This window comes from Prevotella pectinovora (assembly GCF_041323955.1).
Classification (GTDB): domain Bacteria; phylum Bacteroidota; class Bacteroidia; order Bacteroidales; family Bacteroidaceae; genus Prevotella; species Prevotella pectinovora.
The window spans coordinates 1,014,837-1,035,817 of record NZ_JBGLIV010000001.1; the positions used below are offsets into that span (position 1 = coordinate 1,014,837).

Genomic DNA, 20,981 nt, shown 5'->3' on the forward strand with positions numbered 1-20,981 from the left:
TGATGGTTTATCGCTTCTCATCCAATAATTTCTCCATGCGCAATATCTCATCTCTGTATTGCGCAGCCTGAATGAAGTCAAGATTCTTTGCAGCCTTCTTCATCAATTCCGTAGTGTCGGCAATGCTTGTCTCGATTTCAGCCTTGCTCATCTTCATCATTATAGGATCAGCTGCAAATGCCAACGAATCTTTTTCAACGTATGGAGCGTACGTGGTGGTCTTGTGTCCAACCTTTGTTTCCATTTCATTAGAGCCATTGCGTTGGACTCCCAGGGCGCTTGTCTTGATTTCCTTCTCGATTTTCTTTGGCGTGAGATGATGTTCCTTGTTATACGCCATTTGTTTCATTCTGCGACGTTCCGTCTCGTCGATTGTCAATTGCATGCTTTCTGTGATGGTGTCAGCATACATGATGACTTTGCCATTAACATTTCGTGCAGCACGACCCGCAGTCTGTGTCAACGAGCGATGAGAACGCAGAAACCCTTCTTTGTCAGCATCGAGAATGGCAACCAATGACACTTCCGGCAGATCAAGTCCTTCGCGCAAAAGGTTCACACCAACCAGGACATCGAAGAGACCGGCCCGCAAATCATTCATTATCTTCACACGGTCAAGAGTTGCCACGTCGCTATGTATATAATTTGCCCTCACTTCATGGTTCAAAAGATATTCAGTCAGCTCTTCCGCCATACGCTTTGTCAGAGTGGTCACCAGCACACGCTCATCTTTTTCGCAACGTATCAGTATTTCGTTCATCAGGTCGTCAATCTGATTCTCGCTTGGCCTCACTTCAATCTCCGGATCCAACAGTCCTGTAGGGCGTATCACCTGTTCCACTACGACACCTTCTGCTTCCTGCAGTTCAAAGTCTGCGGGAGTGGCAGATACGTAAATCACCTGATTTGTCATTTCTTGAAATTCCTCAAACTTCAGAGGACGGTTGTCGAATGCGGCAGGTAGTCTGAAGCCAAACTCCACGAGATTCTGCTTGCGTGCCCTGTCGCCACCATACATTGCTCTTATTTGAGGCACGCTGACGTGGCTTTCGTCAATGACCATGAGATAATCTTTAGGGAAGAAGTCCAAAAGACAATAAGGCTTGTCACCTGCCGAGCGTCCGTCAAAATACCTTGAATAATTCTCTATTCCAGAACAATGTCCAAGCTCTTTTATCATCTCAATATCATATTCTACACGCTCTTTAATTCTCTGGGCCTTAATGTTGTCGCCAATTTCGTTAAAGAATTCAATGCGTTCGTCAAGATCTTTGGATATTTCGCTGATGGCTTCCTGAGTCTGTTCCTTTGAAGTAATGAACAGATTGGCTGGATAAATCTGATACTCGTTGAATGATGCAAGTTTGTGGAACGTTACAGAGTCAACTTCCTCGATGGAATCGATTTCGTCATCCCAGAACGTAACGCGCAACACGTTGTCGCTATATGCCATGAATATGTCCACTGTGTCGCCTTTAACCCTGAAATTGCCACGCTGCAGCTCCAAGTCGTTCCTCACATAAAGCGAGTCTACAAGACGGCGAAGGAACATGTTGCGCGAAAGAACCTGTCCTCGTTTGACCGTTATCACGCTTTGCGCCATGGCAGCAGGACCACCCATACCGTAAATGCATGAAACGGAAGACACTACAATGACATCCTTTCTTCCAGAGAGCAACGCAGACACGGCAGACAGCCTCAGCTTGTCTATCTCTTCATTGATGGCAAGGTCTTTCTCTATATATGTATCTGTCTGCGGAAGATATGCTTCTGGCTGGTAATAATCATAATATGAAACATAATATTCCACGGCATTTTCCGGGAAGAATCCTTTCATCTCTTCATACAACTGTGCAGCCAATGTCTTGTTATGGCTAAGCACAAGAGTAGGGCGGTTCACGTTGGCAATTACGTTTGCTACTGTAAATGTCTTACCTGAACCCGTTACGCCAAGCAGCACCTGTGCCTTGTCTCCATTATTCAATCCGTCGGTGAGCTGGCGGATTGCTTCAGGCTGGTCACCAGTTGGCTGGTATTTAGAAGTGAGAGTGAATTTATCCATCGTTTAATGATTCTTCCTTATGTTGTTAAGCATGACTTCAAAAGGCGAAGAACATGTCCGAATTGCAAAAGTACTCATTTTATCATAAGCCACAAAGGAGATGGAGAATTAACTTTTTGGGAATATCAAGGAAAAGCCGTATTCGCAGTTGCAACTTGCCGCTTCCATGGTTGTATTCCTATAGTTCTTGCCATGTAGACAAGCGTTTTCTTATACGTAATACTGTTGATTGTAAATGTCCTCATTGCATTGCGGTTTATTCGTGTCTGGTTTAAAAGCCAAACAAAATCCACTCTTCTAAAAAACAAAATACAAGCAAGCCCTAATCGCCGTTTTGTGTTTAAGGAATTGTAAAAAATCGAATAAACGGCTAAAAATGCGGATATTTCAGGTAAATCGAAAGCTAATATTTTGAAGTATAAATTATTATGTGTATTTTTGCAACTCGAATTAATTTGCTTATATGAAAAAGATAATCGTCGTAATGGCCGGAGCGATGCTCCTTTTCACGAGTTGCGTGAACCAATTCAACCAGATATATAAGTCGACAGACAACGATTTGAAATACGAGTATGCCAAGGAGTGCTATGCTCGTGGCAAATATGTCAAGGCCACGACACTTCTGCGGGAGCTTGTGACAATACAGAAGGGTACAGACAATGCTGAGGAGTCTCTCTTCATGTTGGCAATGGCTGAGTTCAAGGACAAAGACTATGAAACCGCTGCTGAATATTTCAAGAAGTATTACAAGTCGTATCCTAAGGGCATGTATGCAGAACTTGCTTCTTACTACATCGGCGAAAGTCTGTATATGTGCACTCCGGAACCTCGTCTTGACCAGTCTCAGACGGTATCAGCCATATCGGCCTTTCAGGATTATATGGATTTGTTTCAGGATGCCAGGATGAAAGACAAAGCGCAGGGCAGACTCTTCCAGTTGCAGGATAAGTTGGTAAAGAAAGAATTATATTCCGCACAGCTGTATTATAATCTCGGAACATATTTCGGCAACTGCACTAACGGAGGCAGCAATTATCAGGCATGTATCATCACAGCGCAGAATGCGCTGAACGACTATCCGTACAGCGAACTGAGAGAAGACTTCGCGTTGCTTATCGTTAAGAGTAAGTTCGAGTTGGCAGAACAGAGCGTAGAGTCAAAACGCATCGACCGCTATAGAGACGCAGAGGATGAATGCTATGGATTCATTAACGAATATCCAGACTCCAAGAGCCGCAGCCTGGCTGAGAAATACATCAATATCTGCAAGAAATACGTTAAAGACTAGCAATCGGTACGGCCTCCATTTCGAGCAAGTGGTCTTGCCATCTTGAGAATAAAAACAGAAAACAATAATAATAATTTTAAAGAATGGATTACAAAAAGTCAAAAGCACCGGTAAATACCGTTACGCGCAATATTATGGATCTTTGCGATGAGACCGATAATATTTACGAGAGTGTAGCCATCATCGGCAAACGTGCCAACCAGATTTCAATTGAGATCAAGCAGGATCTCAGCAAGAAGCTGGCAGAGTTTGCTTCCTACAATGACAGCCTTGAGGAAGTATTCGAGAACCGTGAGCAGATAGAGATTTCCCGTTATTACGAGAAACTTCCAAAGCCAACATTGCTTGCTACCCAGGAATTCGTTGAGGGAAAGATTTATTGGCGCGACCCATCAAAAGACAACAACTAAATATGATACAGCGCAAACAGTCCGTTTTCCTCTTGGTAGCGGCTATTCTGACGATTGTATGCTTGTGTCTTCCCATAGGAGTATTTCATCCCAAGAATCTTGGAGTGGATACGGCAATGTATAATCTGTGGATTCAATACGGCAACGGAAGCGTAAGCTATACTGTATGTCCTCTCTTCTGCATATTGCTCCTGGCTACTGTTACAAGCTTCTTCACTATATTCAAGTTTAACAACAGAAAATTGCAGATAAAGCTTTGCGGATGGAACAATTTGCTCATAGTCGTATGGTATATAGCTTATGCTGTTTTCGCATGGATGTTCAAAGGGGAGTTGGATGCAGACTTCAAAATCGGTTTTGTATCAGTACTGCCATTGGTTTCAATGATATTGATATTCATGGCCCGCAAAGCCATAAAGGCAGACGAGGCTCTTATCCGTGCAGCCGACAGAATAAGATGAAAATCTTATATAATGACATGGAATGATGTTAGCGGTCTGTCTGCTGTAAGCAAGAATTATCATTCCTGTCAAGTAAAATATAGTTAAAGGGAGTCATATCAATATTTTTCTTTGATATGGCTCCCTTTATGTTGTATGCTCGGCACGAGCATTGTCTAACGGGTGCAAGTCCCGAGTAAGCCTTAATAGCGGGAATTACATAGCCAAAGGCAAGGGTGTTCATCGTGAGGTGAAATCTGAAAGAAGCCGGTGGCAAACATCTGACCTAACGTACAGAAACTTCATACAAGGCATATGACCGTGGGTAAGGTTGCAACACAGACCAAAGCCCCATAGCTATTCGGAACGGTCGGTGTAAATGAAGTGGGTATAAGATGGAAAGACAATGCCCTTATCCGAGGAGGTCTCACGGACGCTTCAAATAGTCTTTTTTACGAAAGAAGCGGAGTAAAGCTTACCGTGAGAAGTCAGCAGACGCCATAGTAGTGCAATAGTCGATAACGTTGCACGAAGGGCTGAACCTAACAATTAAACGATAGTAATTGAAACATACCTCATGAAGGAAAGAATGCAGAAAACATTATCCCAAGTTAATGGCTGCCCCCAAAGAGATAGGTCGGAAACCGAATGGTATGGGGGAGTGCAGACCTTCATGTGGATGTGTGAAGACAACATCGTGGAAGTACCATTCGACAAGGAGCACCTTTTCGAGCAAATCCTCAGTCCTTCCAATCTCAACCGAGCCTACAAGGCTGTTATGAGAAACAAAGGCTGTGGTGGTATCGACAAGATGTCATGCGAGCAGTTGCTCCCATGGCTCATGACCAACAAGGATGTGCTCATCCGTTCCTTGATGGACGGCTCTTACCGTCCGAACCCAGTGAAAAGGGTAGAAATACCCAAAGACAACGGCAAGATGCGCCTGTTGGGAATACCTACAGTAGTAGACCGTGTGGTGCAACAAGCCATCAACCAAGTACTGACTCCCATCTATGAGAACCAATTCTCCAAGACAAGCTACGGCTTCCGACCGAGAAGAGGATGCCATGATGCACTGCGTGGAGCGCAAAGGATAATCAACGAGGGCTACACCTATGTAGTAGACCTTGACCTTGAACGCTTCTTCGACACCGTGAGCCATAGCAAGCTCATAGAAATCCTCAGCCGTACGATAAAAGACGGCAGAGTTGTCAGTCTTATACACAAATATCTCCGAAGTGGTGTAATGAACAAAGGCTTGTTTGAAGCGAGTGAGGAAGGAACTCCCCAAGGAGGACCGCTAAGTCCGTTGTTGAGCAACATCATGCTCAATGAATTGGATAAAGAACTTGAACGCAGAGGGCTTCCCTTTGTACGCTATGCAGATGACTCGATGATATTTTGTAAGTCCAAGAGGGCAGCAATGCGAGTGAAGGAGTCTATAACCCGATTTATAGAGAATACTCTATATCTCAAAGTCAACAAGGAAAAGACCGTAGTGTCGTATGTGCGCGGAGTGAAATACCTCGGCTACTCCTTTTATGTGATGAAGGGCAAATGCCAACTCACAGTGCACCCAAAGTCCAAAGCCAAGATGAAATCAAGGTTGAAAGAATTGACAAGTCGCAGCAACGGATGGGGATACGCCAAGAGAAAGCAAAAGCTGAAAGAATACATAAGAGGGTGGGTCGGCTATTATCATCTTGCTAATATGAAACGTCTCTTACTTGATACTGATGAATGGTTAAGACGTCGAATACGCATGTGTATATGGAAAGCTTGGAAGAAAGTCAAGACAAAAGTGGCAAACCTCATCAGATGTGGCATTAATAAATACCAAGCATACGAATGGGGTAATACTCGCAAGGGCTATTGGCGAATAGCTGACAGCCCTGTTCTAAAAAGGGCGATAGATAACAATAAACTACGCTCCGCAGGGTATGCTACTTTAATGGAGGCATATCTCGAATGGTATCCAAAATAGGAACCGCCGTATGCGGAACCGCACGTACGGTGGTGTGAGAGGTCGGAAAACGAAAGTAGGAAGAAAACTGCTTCGTTTTCCTCCTACTCGATTGTATGACTTTGATGATAGTTTCTTAATCATTCCACAACTCCAAATGTCGGAGTCGGTTCGCCGTCATCATCGCTTTTTTCGCTTCGGTCGAGCAGATATTGCAGAAACATCTGAAGAGCCTTTGTCGTGGCATTTGCAAGATTTATGTCTCTGCCGAAGTCGTCTTCCAGCTTCATTGTCACGATATCATCCTTGTTGCCGCAGGCAAGCCAGATCGTACCCACCGGAATATCGCCCGTGCCTCCGCCAGGACCGGCAAAACCGGTTGCCGAAATGGCATAGTCAACATCAAGAACCTTTATGGCGCCTTTCACCATCTCTATCGCTACATCCTCGCATACGGCAGTCTTCTCTTCCAGAAGATTGTGGCTGATGCCGAGGATTCTCTCCTTTATCTCATTGGTATAGGAAACGATCCCCCCCTTGAAATAATTGGAAGCACCTGGCATGGCGATGATAGACTCTGCGATACGTCCGCCGGTGCAACTCTCAGCAGTGCCGAGGGTTTTGCCGTTTTCCCATATCAGTTGGCTGATCTCTCTACTAAGTATTTTGTTTTCGAAACCCATTGTGTTTGATTTTGTTTTATTTGAACGTTACTTTAGAAAACGCCGGAGCGTCTATCGGACAGAATTCCTTGTCCATATATTTATAATATCCCGTTATGGCTATCATGGCCGCATTGTCGGTTGTATAGCTGAACTTTGGAATGTAGATATCCCAATGATAACGTTTCGCATGGTCTTTGAAAGCATTCCGCAGTCCGTTGTTCGCACTCACGCCTCCTGCCACAGCCACGTGCTTTATGCCCGTCTGCTTCACGGCTAGACGAAGTTTCTTCATCAAGATGTCCACTATCGTATGCTCAAGACTTGCCGCGATGTCCTCCTTGTGATGTTCGATGAATTCCGGATCGTCCTTTATCCATTCACGTAGACTATAGAGGAAAGAAGTCTTGAGTCCGCTGAAGCTGTAGTCCAGATTGGCTATATGAGGCTCAGCGAACTTATATGCCAAGGGGTTTCCCTTGCGTGCCAGCTTGTCTATGATAGGACCGCCCGGATATCCGAGTCCCATCACCTTTGAGCATTTGTCTATTGCTTCGCCGGCAGCATCGTCGATAGTCTGTCCCAGTAGCTCCATGTCCTTGTATGAGTTCACCTTGACTATCTGTGAGTTTCCGCCGCTTACGAGCAGACATAAGAACGGGAGTGGGGGAGCAGAGTTGTCGTCATCGCTTTCTTTTATGAAGTGAGCCATGACATGACCCTGGAGATGGTTCACGTCGATTAGCGGAATGCCCAACGAGCGTGCGAAGCCTTTGGCAAAACTTACGCCCACGAGCAGCGAGCCCATAAGGCCCGGACCTCTTGTGAAAGCCACAGCCGACAGTTGTTCTTTGGTTATACCGGCTCTTTTTATAGCCTGGTCAACCACGGGCACGACGTTTTGCTGATGTGCTCTCGACGCAAGTTCAGGAACAACGCCGCCATATGCCATGTGCACGTCTTGCGAAGCCGTGACATTGCTCAGCAGCACTCCGTTTTTCAAGACAGCAGCCGAAGTATCGTCGCAGCTGCTTTCTATTCCTAATATATATATATCCTTTTGTTCCATAATCAGAAATTTTCAAGCCTCAGCCTTTAGTGGGTGAGAATCTCCACTCCATGTTCAGTCATTAGAAAAGTGTGCTCCCATTGTGCGCTCGGTTTTTCGTCACCCGTGATTACTTCCCATCCATATTCATCGTCTTCATCGATGAATACCTGCCATGTTCCCATATTGATCATCGGCTCGATGGTGAAAACCATGCCTGGCACGAGTAGCATTCCTGTTCCACGATGTCCGAAATGCAGTACCTCAGGCTCTTCGTGGAATTTCAGTCCCACACCGTGTCCACACAAGTCTCTTACCACACCGTAGTGGTATTTCTCAGCATGTTTCTGTATTGCGTGACCTATATCTCCGACGAAAGAATACGGCTTTGCCGCTTCAGCTCCAATTTCGAGGCATTCCTTTGCCACTCTCACGAGCTGCTCCTTCTCAGGAGTAGTCTTGCCGATAATGAACATTCGTGAGGCGTCGGCGAAATATCCGTCAAGTATTGTGGTGAAGTCAACGTTGACGATGTCGCCCTCCTGCAAGACATCCTCCTCCTTAGGTATTCCGTGGCACACCACTTCATTGATGCTCGTACACACGCTTTTGGGGTAACCTTCATAATTGAGGCATGCTGGAGTTGCGCCATGGTCTACGCAATAGTCATAGCAGATTTTGTCAATCTCCAGAGTGTTCATGCCGGCATGTATCTGTTTTGCCACTTCGTCGAGCACTCCTGTGTTGACGATGCCGCTACGCTTTATTCCTTCTATTTCTTCGGGAGTTCGGATGAGGTCACGTGTCGGAACCTCTTTACCTTTGTTTTCCCAATACATTACCTTCTTGTCAAGCTCAGTTGGCTCTTGTCCTGACAGACAATGCCATCTTCTTTTCTTCTTAAACATGATATATTAAGTTTTGATCTTCTATCTTGCGTTCAGAGCTTCAAGGGCGTCAAGGAGCTCCTTCGTCCAATCCTCTCCGTTTTGGGGGCAGAACGTCTTGAATCCCAGATTCTTTCCCATTTCTATATTTGCCGGTCCGTCGTCAACGAAGAGAGTTTCCTCTGGCAGAATACTTTCTTTAGAAATGATTTCCTCAAACATTTTCCTGTTCGGCTTCATCATCTTCATCTTGAAGCTCATGTATAGAGAATCGAAGAAATCAGCTATGCTTCGTCCGTCGCCAGAGAAGCCGTCGCTCATCCCCCAGCTCATCATGAAAGGATTTGTGTTAGAGATGAGAATCAGTCTGTAGCCCATGCTTTTAAGTTTGTCCAGGACTTTTATGTTTCTGAGAGACACCTCTTTCGTGTATCCTCTCCATGCGTATTTGCATTCATCAAAAGTCAGTCGCCTGTGGCAGAGCTTGCTGAGTTCGCGGATAAATTCGTCAGCCGTGATCTTTCCTTCTTCCAGGTCTCCGAATATTCCGCTCTGGGTATAGGGGTCAAGGCGCCGATCTGCGTCCTCCAGTCCTATTTCCTTGAATCTCTTTACTGCACTTGGCTGGTCGATGGTCATTATCACGCCACCCAAGTCAAACATTATATTCTTTATTTTCATATCAAAGGGATTTTCTCTTGCATCCGACAAAATATCTTTCTACATTTGTCAGAATCTTTTCCTTGCCCTGTCCATTTCTCTTCTGTCTTCTTTCTCTTTGAGAGTCTGACGCTTGTCAAATTCTTTCTTTCCGCGGCATAGGGCTATGTCGAGCTTAGCCCTTCCATGGTCGTCGATGAAGAGGAGCGTCGGTATGATGGTGAAGCCCACCTGCTTTGTGTCTTCCTGCAGATTGTGGATTTCTTTTTTGTTCAAGAGAAGTTTCCTGTCGCGCTTGCTCTCATGATTGTTGTAAGAGCCATAGAAATAAGGCGATATATTCATTCCTTTCACCCATATTTCCCCGTTGTGTATATAGCAGAATGTATCCACGAGCGAAGCCTTGCCCATGCGTATGGACTTTATCTCCGTTCCTGTCAGCACTATTCCTGCCGTGTATGTGTCTACGAAGAAATATTCGAAAGAAGCCTTTTTGTTGCGTATGCTCACAGGACTTTTCTTTCTCAACAATTCCTGTTCTTTATTCATAAAACGTTTTTCTTCTAATTCATTATGTCGTCAAGACTATATTCAGCCAAGACTACAGTCTGGACTGAAATAATAAGTGTGTTGTCAAGACTACAGACAATATGGATGCTTTTACTGTTCGATTTTTGCGAATTCATCGATGTGTCCATCGATGTAATGGGCGATTTCTGAAGTCCATTCCTCTTCGTTTTCCACGAACGTGTCGTCGAAATCATCAAAGTCAGGGAATCTTTCAAACAGAGCCATGAACTCCTCATCGCTGCATTCTCTTTCTATTTCCTCCTTGTTTTCATTGTATAGTTTTCTTGCCGAATACAGTAATTTTGAGAAATCCCGAAGTCCCCATTGTTTCATCGCCCTTGCGAATGGGTTGTCGAAGATGAATGGTCCGTAGCCGTTGTGTATGAGCTGCACGAATCCTCCGTCCATCACTTCGTCTCTCAGCCAGATATAAGCCAGAAGCGTGATTTGGTCTGCCGAAAGCTCTGCCATGTTTTCAGCCGTGAGACTTCCCCCGATGCTGTCGAGTATGGCATTTGAGAACAGGTTGACGAACTCGTCCATGCCTTCGTTGGCTGCCTTTATTATATCCGTTTCCTTGATAACAACATTCATATAACTGTCTGTCTTTCTATTTTTTTTGCAAAGTTACGTAAAATATCGCAGTATAAGCTATCTTGAATGATTTTTTTGCTCAAGTAGCCATCTGCGGCAATTCTAATTGCCAGGATAACTCCCAATGGTCACAAGAGTTGCCAAAAACGAGCAACCACGGTCTTACTACTACTTCAGTCCCCACCTAACCTCCCCCCCCAGGCCGTCCGAAAACGGCACTTTGAGGCATATCACAGTTGGCAGAGCCGCTATTGCGACTCCACCTGAGCCCATTTAAGGGCATATAAGTTTTCATCTTAAAAAATCAGTTTATGTTAAACAATTCGTCATAAGGGCTAAAAATTGCCGCTACGAGCATACTTAGAGCGTGTTTTTGATGGTATATGATTCCCCTAAATAAATTTATCGGAGTGCAGCAACAAGGGCTAGCACACCTCTGAGACTTATGGCACGACGAAGGTTGTAAGATAGGCAGAAGAGGCCCATCTCAGCACTGACTTTGGCAAAGCCTTTGAGTAAGAAATAGTATTGTCCAAGAGTTCGCTTCATGGTTCCGAAAGGATGCTCGGAGAGACATTTGCGATTGTCCATTTTATTCTGGTCAAGGTGAAGGACATAGCGTACGACTTTCTTCACTACCTTCGTTCTGGGAGGTTTCGGTTTGTCCTTGTTCTCTTCCTTGAGTTGCTTGCGCTTAGCTTCGGTAGCCTTTATCAATGTATCCTTATTAAAGTCGACCTCCTTGAACCTCTGGGCAGTACACTTGCATTTGCATTTCTTGCATGCCAGTTTGTTGCAGTAGCGTATCATGCCGTTTCGTTTGATTGACTTCTGTCTGAGGATTTCACCCTGCGGGCAATAGACAAGATTACGTTCGGCATCCCTTACAAAGTATCCTTCAAGAGCCTTGGCACGCATCTGCTCGGGAGTCATCTTCAGTACTGCGGAGTCAACAACATCGGTAGCGAATTCCTTGACCTCAGCAGTCTGTGCATCGGTCAGGATTCCTTCGTAAACATCAGGTATTACGCCTGCCTCCAAGCATGCTTTCAGGTCTTCCGGCTTTGTGCTTGCCTTCTGTTCATCGGTTATGGTTGCTTCGTTGTAGTCAAATTGGACTTGCTCCGTACATCCACCATCACGCTGGATGACGTTAGGTATGATACCATTTGCCAGTGCGTCAGCATGATCCTCAGGACACTCGTAGCCTTTGTCTGCAGTGGTTTCAAGAACTGGCACATCGTAATCAGCCTTTATCTCAGAAGCAACGTTGGTTATCTGACCGTGGTCAGTAGGGTTGTTGGTTACCTGAAAACCAGCTATCATGTGGCTCTCGGCATCAACAGCAGTCTGCACGTTGTAGCCTACACAGAAACCCTCGTTGGCTTTCATCAGTCGGGAATCGGTATCGGTAAGAGAAATCTGGCTTTCGCCACTCTCCTCAAGCTGATTTCGGTAGCCCTCGTAGCGTTCCTTGCGCTCCTTGCATACATCAAGTTTGCGCTGAATCTCATCCTTTGAGAGTTTGCGTCCTTCTTCATGGTCGTAAGCGTCAAGCTCCTCCATGTAGATGGAGATGTGTTCGTCAAGACGCTTGATTCGGTCATCGAGCTTGCTCAACGTAAGATTATTGTCCTTGGCATTTACAGCCTTGAACTTACTGCCGTCAATGGAGATGTACGACTTGGAAAAGAGCTTCAGTCCCATGCAAAACTTATTGAACTCCTTATATACTTTGGTGATAGCCTCCTTGTTATCCTTGCGGAAATCAGAGATGGTGCGGAAGTCTGGAGACAGTTTGCCGAGCAGCCACATAACCTCAACGTTACACTTGCACTCACGGGCAAGCTTGCGTGAGGAGCGAACCTGATAGAAGTAACCGTAGATGTATAGCTTGAGCAGATCGCGAGGATTGTAACCAGGAGTGCCGGTCTCAGCGGGTGTACTGCGGATAAATCCCAGTTCATCCATCTTGAGACGGTCAACGAATGCATCAAAGAGTCTTACGGGAGCGTCAGCCTCCACATACTCGTCAATGCAGTCTGGGAAAAGAACCCTCTGTCGCCTGTCAGAACCTTTCTTGTATGCCATATCTTATCGTCTTAATTTACTATAAAGGTACGAAAAATACTTGAGAATAAAGACGATTCTGAGTTAAACAACTATAACAAAACAAACAAAATCACACGACTGGTAACGAATCTAACCTACGTGGCTATAGTTTTCGGACAGTCTCCCCCTTATAGGGGATGGACGGTTACCCTTGAGTCCTGATTGTCGGGGAGGGATGGTTACTATTGAGCATCAATTACTGTTGGGGGCAAGATTCCGACCTAAGTGAAGGTTGGAGTCTTAGCCTTTCCGCTATCTGCCGCACAAGGGCTTGTATGGGCAATATGTACAGATTTTCAGATTGGCGGTAGGCGCGAAGGCTTCTTTCCTGTCGTATATGTTTGCCACAAGGGCTTTCAGCCCCTCTCCGAACTCCGCCTGATATTCTTCCACATCGTTGATTCTCTGTCTGCCCAGCGAGATCACTGGGTCGTAGTTCTCCCCGAATGCACGTTGGATGAATATTAGTGCCGGACTGACTGGCAGCGCCTGGGGATTCAGTTTCCTGTCGTTTCGGGCTATCATCGAGTAGAGCATCGCCTGCAGATAATAGTCTGTGTGTTTCTTTCCGCCGGCTTCGTCGGCAGAGAATATCTCTCCGATGGTGGCTACAGGAGTCTTTATGTCGCTTCCGCCCGTCTTGTAGTCTATCACTCTGATGGTCTGCCTTCCCGTCTTGGGGTCGTTCACCATGTCGAGGCGGTCGATTCTTCCTCCCACCTTCACTTTCCTTACTCCCTCGTCGGTATTCACGTCCAGATTCATGAACATGTCTTTTTCGAGTGCCACGATGCTGAAGGGCGTCAGTTCCAGATCGATGTCGAGAAGCCGCTTCACGTATTTTATGAGTACCGTGCGGCTGATGAGCTGCATTCCGTTGTAGTGGAGCTTGCGCCACAGCCGTTCGTCGCTTCCGAACATCTCTTTCTGGAACATCCTGTCCACCACGGCCTCGATGTTCTGTGTTTCAGAGAGTTGTTTTATCACTTCAGAAGTTATCATCTTGCCGTTCCCGGCAAAGTCCTTGTATATTTCTTCGAGCACATTATGGAATATGTTTCCGAACGCCCTGCTCGTGAGCTGTTCCTCTATGTCCTCGTCGGGCTCCCTTATTCCGGCTATGTTGTTGAAGTAGAACTGCATCGGGCATCGCAGGTATCTGTTGAGAGCCGTTGGCGAGAGGGAGCCGTAGGCTGAAAGGATTTTCATCACGTTGTCGTCCTTCTCATACCTTACGGCGATTTTCTCCACCGAACTTTGTCCCACATGCAGCGAGAGCCTGTTTATCTCGTGTCTGCTCTCCACCATGAGCTGGAGCATGAAGCGGCTCATTTCGCCTTTGTTGCCGTTTTCCGTCGATGTGTTGTATGCAATCGTGATGTCTTTCGCCCGCTGCAGCAGCCTGTAGAAATAGTAGGAATAGATGGCCACCTTGTTGTCCACCGTTGTCAGCCCGTAGGCCTTTCGTATGGAGTAGGGGATGAATGACGAATCCCTTATTCCCTTTGGCATGTTCCCCTCATTGCATGAGAGCAGCAGCACGTGGTCAAAGTCCAGGTTCCTCGTTTCCAGCACTCCCATTATCTGTATTCCTATCGCCGGTTCTCCGTGGAATGGTATCGATGTGGCTGCGATATGCTGCTTGAGGAGCTTCTGTATTGTTATCCTGTCCACATCAAGTTCGCCTACCTCCACGAGTCCCTTTATCCTGTTTATGAGCGTGTACATATTGAATACCGACTCAACGAAGAGCACGTCTTCATTTTTCCCGGCTATGTTTTTCAGTATGTTCAGTAGCCATTGCATGAGCTTCAGGTTGGAGTCCATCGGCAGGAAGAGCGCCTTGAGACTGTTGTCTGCCCAAAGCTCTTCGTTTTTCGGATATAGAATCCGCTTCACCTGTAGCTCCTTCAGCAGTTCTGAGGCTTTTGCGGATAGATATTTGGTGAATGGATGTGTGAGCAGACTACGGATGAAGGAGATTCTGAATCCGTTGTCGGTCCTCAGTCCGATGGTCTGCAGGTCGAGCAGCTGCGACACGAATGATGACACCGGGGCCTGCGATAGGGGGTAGCCCGTGGTGATGTTTATGTTTTCCACCTCTTCCGGTATTGCATACATTATGCCCGTGAGCAGCCCTTCGTCACACATCACCACTGCCGTGCGCCTGCCGTCCTTGTAGCGTCCGTTTTGCCTCAGCCATTCGCTGACGAATCTTGCCTGTATGTTCTCCGTCTTGGCTTTTATGAATGATATTGTCTTGTCGGCTGAGAAGTTGTCGTAAGCCGCCCCGTAGTCCTCCTGCGGCAGGGAGTTTCCCAGTTCCGAAAGATACATTGAGATGTATTTTCCCGCTTCCTTGTGGCTTGAGGCTGTGCGTTTCGGGTTGCAGTAAAACTCGTCGTAGTCCCAATAGAACTCGGCTGCGCCTTCTTCCTTGAAATGTCGGAAGAGTCGGTGTTCTACTTTCTGCAGCAGGTTGAATCCCACGAAGATGTATTTGTCGAATTCTTTTTCTATTCCGCCATTTTCTATCACTTCTCTATACAGCATTCCCTCGTATGCAAGTCCTTGGCTGGCAAGTCTTTCTCTGAAATCGTTGTATATGTCCTTGAGCTTTGTCCATAGCGATAGGAAGAGTTCTTTCAGCCTTGTGTTGTGGTCTTCGGAGAAATTGCTGAAGAAGGTTTTGAGAATCTCCTTCTGCTCTTCCGTGAGATAAGAAGCGTCGTCGAATTCATGGATGTCGGCCACGTTGGCAAAGAGCTTGTCTGCATCAGCCATGTTCTTGTCTATGTCGTCGAAATCGCTTATGAGCATTCTACCCCAGTCGTAGAAGTGGTCGAGCGTCTCGTCTTTGCCTGTTATCTTGACGAAGCTTTTATACAGGTCGCAGACCAGCTTTATGGGGTCTCCCACTTCTGCCTTGGAATACTTGCGGAAGAGTTCGCTGATGGTGAGGTAGTTTGGCGCCCACACGGGCTTGCCGGCACATCTATAGAGTTCTTCGTTGAGAAATAGCGAGGCTCTTTTGTTCGGGAAGATTATCGCTATGCGCGACAGGTCATTTCCGTATTTTCTTATTATATCCTGTGCTACTATCTGTAGGAATGTTTTCATATTTTCCAATGTATTGTTTTTTACTTTTCCACCTCTTTTATTTCTTTCCTGAATACATACCAGATGTATCCTCTCACATTGGCGTAGCCCATCTGTCTGAGGTATCCGATGTATTGTCTCACCTGGGTGGCATATTTTTCGTTGGGCTTTCCGAACTTGAAGTCCACCACAACCACTTCGTCGCCGTCTTTCATCACACGGTCGGGTCGTCGTGCCACGATTTCCTTCTTTCCGGTCTTTTCGTCGGTTTCCTCGCAGATTATCGTGCATTCGTTGAAGAGCGTCCATCGGGGCGAGAACCAGTCAGCCACGAGTTCGTTTCCCGTCAGGTATCCGTTGAGCAGGCTCTGCAGCTTCTCCCGGTCCAGGTTGTCTCCATAGAGTATTCCTTCTGCTTCAAACCTGTCGAGCTCGGATTCCACGTCGGCTGCCGTCTTGATGCCAGAGAATATCTGGTGCAGTATGTTTCCCGTGCTGATATAGTCGGCTTTCGGCTCCGTGTTTTCTTCCTGTTCTTCTCCGTTGTTCTCCTGTATGAATTTCTTGCTGTTGTTGCTTTGTCTGAACTCCAGTGGTATTTCGTGGTGTTCTATGGTGGCAGCCACGGAGATGTCCTGCTTCAGGAACACGTTTCCCGACTTCTTGTCCTCCTCTTTAGTCTTGCCAGGGCAGAATTCTCCGTATGTGAACGTGAGTTCTGTACTGTTGTCGTCCTTGCCTTCTATTGTGGCTCCTTTTAGTGACTGTGCCGTTTCCACCAGGCTCTGCTCTATGAGCATGGAGCGTGTTCCTGCCGCGTTGCGCTTGCCGACGACAAAGAGATTCTTCTTCGGTCGGGTGAAAGCTACGTAGAGCAGGTTGAGGTTGTCTATCGTGTTCTGCATGTGCTCATACTTGTAGTCGTCGGCATAGATAGACTTTGCGAGTGTGGGTGAATAGCTGATGGGGATGAGGGGCAGCTGGCTGAACGGCTCCACGGCGGGATGACACCAGATATTGTTTCCGTATAGTTCCAGCTTCCAGTCGCAGAACGGGATTATCACGTTGTCGAATTCCAGTCCCTTGCTCTTGTGTATGCTGATTATCCTGAGTCCGTCGATGTCGTCGGTCTGTATGGTTCTCGAGTGCAGGTTTTCGTCCCACTCTCTGAGGAATCCCGCCACGTCTGCCGACATGTCTTTGATGTATGCGTTGAGATAGTCGAAGAATGCGCAGATATATGCTCCGTCCTCCTTCATGCGGTCGAGCCTGAAGATATGGAGCAGCTCCTCGCAGAGCTCGAAGAGCGGCAGTTCTTTCAGCTCTTCCTGGTGTGCGGTATATTCCTCGGGCAGCAGATTGTCGCCCTGGTCTTTCATATTTGTCATTTGACTGCCGGAGAATGTGTCGTTGCCTGTGGCGAGCGAATATTTCTTTGTCAGACAGGCTCTCGTGAGCACGTCGTCTCCGCCATACAGATAGCGCAGGGCATCTATGATGCAGCACACGGCGACCGAGTGGTCGAGTCTGAAAGCCTCATCGCTCACGATGTTTATGTCGGGATGGCATTCCGTGAAATAGTTTGCCAGCATGGGTATGTATCTGTTTGAGCGCAGCAGTATAGCTATGTCGCGCTGCCTCACTCCTCTTTGCAGCAGTTCGTGTATGGTGTCTGCCAGTATGGCGAACGTGTTTTCTTCGTAGCCTTCGGCTGGCAGCAGCCTGACGCTCACGAGTCCCTTGGCTTCTCTCTTTATCGTCTTCTGCTCCACGTCGGCATAGGCTGTGTTTATCTGCTGCGCATTGTTCTGGTCTGTATTGCTTTCGTTGGCGAATTCGGCGGCTATGGCAGAGCGGAAGAATGCGTTGTTGAAGCGGATGATGTTCTGCTCGGAACGGTAGTTGGTGTCGAGCGATTCTACGTTAACGGAGTATCCGGGGAATGCTTCTGCGATATTGCTGAGCAGACTCCATTCTCCGGCTCTCCATCTGTAGATGCTCTGCTTTATGTCTCCCACTATGAGGTTGTCTGTCACTCCCGGGGGCGTAGTCTTGGCATGGCTCAGACATTCGCCGAGCAGCACCTTGAAGTTGTTCCATTGCACTACGCTCGTGTCCTGGAATTCGTCTATCATGATGTGGTTGAGATGTGTTCCTATCTTCTCGAAGATGAATGGCGAGTCGGAGTCGTTTATCATCATTCGCAGCAGGTGTTGCGTGTCGCTGAGCAGGAATCTGTTTGCCTCGGCGTTCATCTCCTTCACCTTGTTTTCTATGTCTCTGAGCAGTCTGAGGTTGTTGATGTTCTTGAGCGTGGCGGCCACGGAGTTCACTATTGTCGCGGCTGTCGTCCTTTCCTTTTCCGCCCTCTCGAGGAGGGGCATGAGGCTCTCGCGTGCTGCCCGTATTATGAGGTCGCGGTTTTTGTTGGTTTTCGCAACCCAGTTCTCTTCGCTTTCCATGCAGTTTGCCACGGTCTTCGGTATGAAATTCCTGTCGCTGAGGTCGTCTTCGGCCAGTCGGTGGAAGTATTTCTGTATTCCGCTTCTCTGCCCGCCCTTGAAATCCTCTTCCTGTATGCCGTATTTGCCGATGAGCCTGAAGAATTCAGAGCTTGTTTCCTTGAGAATTTCCCGTGCGGCGATCTCTTCGGCTCGCAGCTTGGTGCGGTAGGAGGTGAGGAATCTGCTGTCGGAGAGTTTTTCGTTCACTGCTTTCCCGATTTCGCGATACTGGTCGTTGAATATCATCCGTCCAAAATCCTTCACCGAGCCGATGATGTTCCAGCTGTTGTTTTTGTCTATGTTTTCCATTATGAACCTCACGATCCATGAGAAGAGGGGCGACTTTCTGTCGAGTTCCTCTATCATGAGGTCCACTGCTTGGTTTTCCACCGCCGTATCGTTGAGTTCCACTCTGAGGTTTGCCGAGAGGTCCAGTTCGCGCGCGAGGTTCCTGAGCACGCTCTGGAAGAACGTGTCGATGGTCTCCACGTGGAAATAGTCGTAGTTGTGTATGAGGAGCGAGAGGGCTGCCGAGGCTGCTTTTCTGATGTCGTCTTCCGCCATCTGTGTCTCAAGTGCTATCTTTTTCAGATAGTCGTCAGATTCGGCCAGTCCTCGTGATATTCCGTAGAGCTGGCTCAGTATTCTGGTTTTCATCTCCTCTGTGGCTTTGTTTGTGAAAGTCACGGCCAGGATGTTTCTGTAGCTTGCCGGATTGGCTACGAGCAGCTTTATGTATGCCACGGCAAGCGTGAATGTCTTTCCGCTGCCGGCACTTGCCTTGTAAACTGTGAGTGAACTCATGTGTGTGGTTTTATTGTCGTTTTTTTTTATTCACCAGTCTCTGAACAGCTCCATGCTCATTCTGATGCCAGTGCCCTCGAAGTGCTTGTTGCTCACCCCTAGGAAGAGCCCTATGGAGAAGAGACGGTTTGTCAGTCCGTAGCCACACTCCAGATAGGGGTGCAGCTTGTCTGTGAAGAGTGTGTTGCAATAGAGCCTCTCCATCTCGATGAATTTTCCCACGAATGGTATTCTCGACACGAGCAGCAGGGGCGACTCATAAGTCAGATTGCTGTTCACGTAGTATTTCGAGGCGTTATACCAGTTTTTGTTCAGTAGCTGGAACTCCCCCGTCCAGTCGTCGTTCCATCCCTCTGGGATGGAATTGTATCTGAAGTTCCTGTAGTCCAGAAAGTAGGCCCCCTTGCTTCTTGATGTGTATATTCCGTATCCCATCTTCATCGATAGTACGCGGAGTTTCATCACGGGTATTTTCCACGAGGCGTCTATTTCCATGCGCTCGTAGTTCATGTCAGACCGTATCACTCCCTTTATGCCCCGCTCATAGTCGTAGGTCAGTACGGGGCCCCGATTCAGCCACGGGCTCCATACCAGCTGCAGGGTGGGGGAGAAGGAGTAATACTTCGGTTTCCTGCCCGTTGCGGCGAAGTCCTGCGGGTCCACCGCCGTACGCCTGTGGTAGGCGAATCCTGCACCCAGCCTTAGCCTCGGGTTGATGAGGAAACTTGTGCGCAGGCGCCAGTACATGTCTTTGAAGAGGTCGAGCCTCAGGTTCTCCCATCTGATGGAGTCGTACGACTCATGCTTGAGCTGCGTGAGGATTTCCGAATTGAAGATATGGTTGCCCGTTCCGTATTCCGTCTCTATGGTCAGCCGCCTGCCGAGTGTGAGCCGCATCGGGATGTTGAAATACACTTGTCGGAGCTTGAATGAATATCCGAGCCTCGCACCCATGCCGAGCCTTGCGTTGGGGCTGAAATCTAGGTTCCCGTTGAGCTTTATGCGATAGGTCACTCCCTTGTAGCTGCTGTAGCCCAGATAGAGAGGGTTTATTATGGGCGACATTCTGAAGCTCCCCCTCATGTTGCCTCCGAAATCGCCGCCCAGTCTGTCTATGAGATAGTTGCCCAGGTCTTTCCATAAGCTGCTCTCTCTCCGGTTGCGCCTAGTCGTGGCACTGTCGGGGGTAGGGTCGTTCTGCGTTCTGCGGGCTATGAGCGTGTCTATGGCGGCAGGGTCCAGATGGTAGAGCACGTTGTATGCCGACACCACCTTGTTGCCCATAAAGCGCATCTGTGTCCTCACGTTGCTGCTGTGGGGCATGGGCGGATGGTCTTTCTGCATGAGGATGCGGATTCTAAACTTCATCACGTCGATCGTGCCTCTGAATTCCACTTCGTGTATGCAGCCCGCCGAGTCCACGTTGGCTGAGCCTGCCACAAGCTGTATGTTCTTGAAGCGTGGTCGGAACGCCACTCTCATCAGCCCCGTGGTCTTGTTGTGCTCCGTCTTGTATCTGTATAAGCTCCTGTTAGTGCGCTCAAACGGCGAGAGCAGGAAGCTGTCGAATATCGTGGCGCCGTAGATTCTGGGCCGCAGCAGGATCTTCATCATCGACACCACGTCCTTGTTGCGTGGCACGTTGCCGCTTGACCTCACGGACTGAAGGTCTCTGATTTTTCTATTTGACATAATTAGTCTGAACAGTCTTTCTCCTTGATATTCCCTTCGTCCTTTGGCTATGGGATACATCGACGGCAGGAGTTTAAGAATGAAATTCCTCTTCTTTATGTCGATTCTGAAATTGTGATATATATAGAGAGAGGTGTCTGTTCTGGATTGCAGCAAGCTGTCGCCCTTGTCGAAAATCCTGTCAAG

Annotated in this window: 15 protein-coding genes; 4 read left to right on the forward strand and 11 right to left on the reverse strand. The window is 47.5% G+C overall.

Annotated features, from left to right (window positions below; all coding sequences use genetic code 11):
- Window positions 1-7: 7 nt before the first annotated feature.
- Window positions 8-2,062 carry an excinuclease ABC subunit UvrB gene (gene uvrB / locus ACDC99_RS03990; protein ID WP_044064563.1) on the reverse strand — a complete coding sequence of 685 codons (2,055 nt, stop codon included), beginning with the start codon at window positions 2,060-2,062 and terminating at the stop codon, window positions 8-10.
- A 463-nt stretch (window positions 2,063-2,525) separates the two neighbouring features.
- On the opposite strand from uvrB, the gene ACDC99_RS03995 reads away from it, so the two are divergent.
- From ACDC99_RS03995 to ltrA, 4 genes are all read left to right on the forward strand, one after another.
- Window positions 2,526-3,350, forward strand: a complete 825-nt coding sequence (locus tag ACDC99_RS03995) for an outer membrane protein assembly factor BamD (RefSeq protein ID WP_022317249.1) — start codon at window positions 2,526-2,528, stop codon at window positions 3,348-3,350.
- Window positions 3,351-3,433: 83 nt separating this feature from the next.
- Entirely contained in the window at window positions 3,434-3,760 is a 327-nt protein-coding gene (locus ACDC99_RS04000) for a DNA-directed RNA polymerase subunit omega (protein WP_022317248.1), read from the forward strand.
- A gap of 2 nt (window positions 3,761-3,762) precedes the next feature.
- Entirely contained in the window at window positions 3,763-4,221 is a 459-nt protein-coding gene (locus ACDC99_RS04005) for a DUF4293 domain-containing protein (RefSeq protein WP_022317247.1), read from the forward strand.
- Window positions 4,222-4,777: 556 nt separating this feature from the next.
- On the forward strand, window positions 4,778-6,184 hold the full coding sequence (ltrA, locus tag ACDC99_RS04010; protein ID WP_044075172.1) for a group II intron reverse transcriptase/maturase: 1,407 nt from the start codon (window positions 4,778-4,780) through the stop codon (window positions 6,182-6,184).
- Window positions 6,185-6,303: 119 nt separating this feature from the next.
- Here ltrA and ACDC99_RS04015 read toward each other — a convergent pair whose 3' ends face one another.
- The 10 genes from ACDC99_RS04015 to ACDC99_RS04060 all read right to left on the reverse strand — a co-directional run bounded on the left by ACDC99_RS04015 (window position 6,304) and on the right by ACDC99_RS04060 (window position 20,795).
- Complete coding sequence (locus ACDC99_RS04015; RefSeq protein ID WP_022315687.1) at window positions 6,304-6,846, reverse strand: CinA family protein; 543 nt, start codon at window positions 6,844-6,846, stop codon at window positions 6,304-6,306.
- A 16-nt stretch (window positions 6,847-6,862) separates the two neighbouring features.
- Window positions 6,863-7,894 carry a tRNA (adenosine(37)-N6)-threonylcarbamoyltransferase complex transferase subunit TsaD gene (gene tsaD, locus ACDC99_RS04020; RefSeq protein ID WP_022315686.1) on the reverse strand — a complete coding sequence of 344 codons (1,032 nt, stop codon included), beginning with the start codon at window positions 7,892-7,894 and terminating at the stop codon, window positions 6,863-6,865.
- Window positions 7,895-7,920: 26 nt separating this feature from the next.
- Entirely contained in the window at window positions 7,921-8,781 is an 861-nt protein-coding gene (map, locus tag ACDC99_RS04025) for a type I methionyl aminopeptidase (protein ID WP_022315685.1), read from the reverse strand.
- Between the two features lie 21 nt (window positions 8,782-8,802).
- Entirely contained in the window at window positions 8,803-9,441 is a 639-nt protein-coding gene (locus tag ACDC99_RS04030; protein WP_370755906.1) for an HAD family hydrolase, read from the reverse strand.
- Between the two features lie 48 nt (window positions 9,442-9,489).
- On the reverse strand, window positions 9,490-9,969 hold the full coding sequence (smpB, locus tag ACDC99_RS04035; protein WP_022315683.1) for an SsrA-binding protein SmpB: 480 nt from the start codon (window positions 9,967-9,969) through the stop codon (window positions 9,490-9,492).
- A gap of 111 nt (window positions 9,970-10,080) precedes the next feature.
- A complete protein-coding gene (locus tag ACDC99_RS04040) occupies window positions 10,081-10,584 on the reverse strand; it encodes a DMP19 family protein (protein ID WP_022315681.1) in 504 nt (167 codons plus the stop codon).
- A 402-nt stretch (window positions 10,585-10,986) separates the two neighbouring features.
- Window positions 10,987-12,675: a transposase gene (locus tag ACDC99_RS04045; protein ID WP_042517040.1), complete on the reverse strand. Its 1,689-nt coding sequence runs from the start codon at window positions 12,673-12,675 to the stop codon at window positions 10,987-10,989.
- 273 nt (window positions 12,676-12,948) lie between these two features.
- Window positions 12,949-15,816, reverse strand: a complete 2,868-nt coding sequence (locus ACDC99_RS04050; RefSeq protein ID WP_370755907.1) for a PD-(D/E)XK nuclease family protein — start codon at window positions 15,814-15,816, stop codon at window positions 12,949-12,951.
- Window positions 15,817-15,836: 20 nt separating this feature from the next.
- On the reverse strand, window positions 15,837-19,103 hold the full coding sequence (locus tag ACDC99_RS04055) for a UvrD-helicase domain-containing protein (RefSeq protein WP_370755909.1): 3,267 nt from the start codon (window positions 19,101-19,103) through the stop codon (window positions 15,837-15,839).
- Window positions 19,104-19,133: 30 nt separating this feature from the next.
- Window positions 19,134-20,795 (reverse strand): DUF5686 family protein, encoded by a 1,662-nt coding sequence (locus tag ACDC99_RS04060; protein WP_370755911.1) that lies wholly within the window; start codon window positions 20,793-20,795, stop codon window positions 19,134-19,136.
- Window positions 20,796-20,981: the final 186 nt, after the last annotated feature.

Excerpts from the sequence above, each read along its gene's own strand:
- uvrB (WP_044064563.1), bottom strand. The coding sequence starts at position 2,062 with ATGGATAAATTCACTCTCACTTCTAAATACCAGCCAACTGGTGACCAG.
- ACDC99_RS03995 (WP_022317249.1), top strand. The coding sequence starts at position 2,526 with ATGAAAAAGATAATCGTCGTAATGGCCGGAGCGATGCTCCTTTTCACG.
- ACDC99_RS04000 (WP_022317248.1), top strand. The coding sequence starts at position 3,434 with ATGGATTACAAAAAGTCAAAAGCACCGGTAAATACCGTTACGCGCAAT.
- ACDC99_RS04005 (WP_022317247.1), top strand. The coding sequence starts at position 3,763 with ATGATACAGCGCAAACAGTCCGTTTTCCTCTTGGTAGCGGCTATTCTG.
- ltrA (WP_044075172.1), top strand. The coding sequence starts at position 4,778 with ATGAAGGAAAGAATGCAGAAAACATTATCCCAAGTTAATGGCTGCCCC.
- ACDC99_RS04015 (WP_022315687.1), bottom strand. The coding sequence starts at position 6,846 with ATGGGTTTCGAAAACAAAATACTTAGTAGAGAGATCAGCCAACTGATA.
- tsaD (WP_022315686.1), bottom strand. The coding sequence starts at position 7,894 with ATGGAACAAAAGGATATATATATATTAGGAATAGAAAGCAGCTGCGAC.
- map (WP_022315685.1), bottom strand. The coding sequence starts at position 8,781 with ATGTTTAAGAAGAAAAGAAGATGGCATTGTCTGTCAGGACAAGAGCCA.
- ACDC99_RS04030 (WP_370755906.1), bottom strand. The coding sequence starts at position 9,441 with ATGAAAATAAAGAATATAATGTTTGACTTGGGTGGCGTGATAATGACC.
- smpB (WP_022315683.1), bottom strand. The coding sequence starts at position 9,969 with ATGAATAAAGAACAGGAATTGTTGAGAAAGAAAAGTCCTGTGAGCATA.
- ACDC99_RS04040 (WP_022315681.1), bottom strand. The coding sequence starts at position 10,584 with ATGAATGTTGTTATCAAGGAAACGGATATAATAAAGGCAGCCAACGAA.
- ACDC99_RS04045 (WP_042517040.1), bottom strand. The coding sequence starts at position 12,675 with ATGGCATACAAGAAAGGTTCTGACAGGCGACAGAGGGTTCTTTTCCCA.
- ACDC99_RS04050 (WP_370755907.1), bottom strand. The coding sequence starts at position 15,816 with ATGAAAACATTCCTACAGATAGTAGCACAGGATATAATAAGAAAATAC.
- ACDC99_RS04055 (WP_370755909.1), bottom strand. The coding sequence starts at position 19,103 with ATGAGTTCACTCACAGTTTACAAGGCAAGTGCCGGCAGCGGAAAGACA.
- ACDC99_RS04060 (WP_370755911.1), bottom strand. The coding sequence starts at position 20,795 with ATGTCAAATAGAAAAATCAGAGACCTTCAGTCCGTGAGGTCAAGCGGC.